Genomic DNA, 966 nt, shown 5'->3' with positions numbered 1-966 from the left:
AAATTTGCCACTTCTGGATCACTCAAAATCACTTCCATTCGCGATGGCGTTGATTCCCATAAATCTACCTTATGTTCTTTGACCAAATAAGCCAATTCTTTTGTTGCGAACTGATTCTCTGTAGCAATAACTACTTTCGAACCTTGTGTTAAAGGCAGACATATTTCTAACAAGGAGATATCAAAAGATACACTAGCAAGAAACAAGAATGACTGATTATCTTTTACTTTTTCTCTCATTACACTTAAAAAATGGACAAGAGATTTCTGTTCTACCATTACCCCTTTTGGATTCCCTGTCGATCCCGATGTGTAAATAACATAAGCTAAATCATTAGGATAACTTTCTCGAACTAAATTACTTTCCTCACCTTGGAAGAGATATTCCTCATCGAGATACAGCACTTCACCCGCAAATTGCGGCAATTCTACTTCTGTTCGCTTGCTCAGTAAACATTTCGCTTGACTATCTTGTAACATATATTCAATTCGTTCATTTGGATAGTTAGGATCGATTGGTAAATACGCTGCTCCTGCTTTTAAAATCCCCACCATGCCAATGATCATTTCCAATGACCGATCTACCATAACCCCAATAATACTTTCTTTCGAAACACCCTTACTTTGAAGAATAGAAGCCAATTGATTTGCTTTTTTATTCAATTCTCTATATGTCAAAGATTGATCATTACAAACAACAGCAATTTGATCTGGGGTTTTTAACACTTGTTCCTCAAACAAATCTTGAAATGATTGAGACAATTCTATGTCCGCCTGACCTTGATTCAATTCTTCTAGCAACTCTTTCTCTTCTTCTGAAATGATACAAATATCTTTCACAGCCAAATTCGAATTTGTTGACACTTGCTTTAAAACATAAAGATATGAATTTGCAAACTGTTGCAAAGAAGAGAATGAATGAGACTTGAAAGAAATTTGAATTTCAAATTCATTATGTATTTCATTC

Annotated in this window: 1 protein-coding gene; it reads right to left on the bottom strand. The window is 34.7% G+C overall.

The features are described from left to right. On the bottom strand, window positions 1–966 hold a 966-nt coding region (locus AC1DJR_RS31480), incomplete at both ends, for an AMP-binding protein (protein WP_477004412.1).

The organism is Bacillus sp. 05T31 (assembly GCF_056396725.1).
The sequence above is the reverse complement of the archived record's forward strand: the minus strand, read 5'-3'. Positions and strand labels throughout refer to the sequence as shown.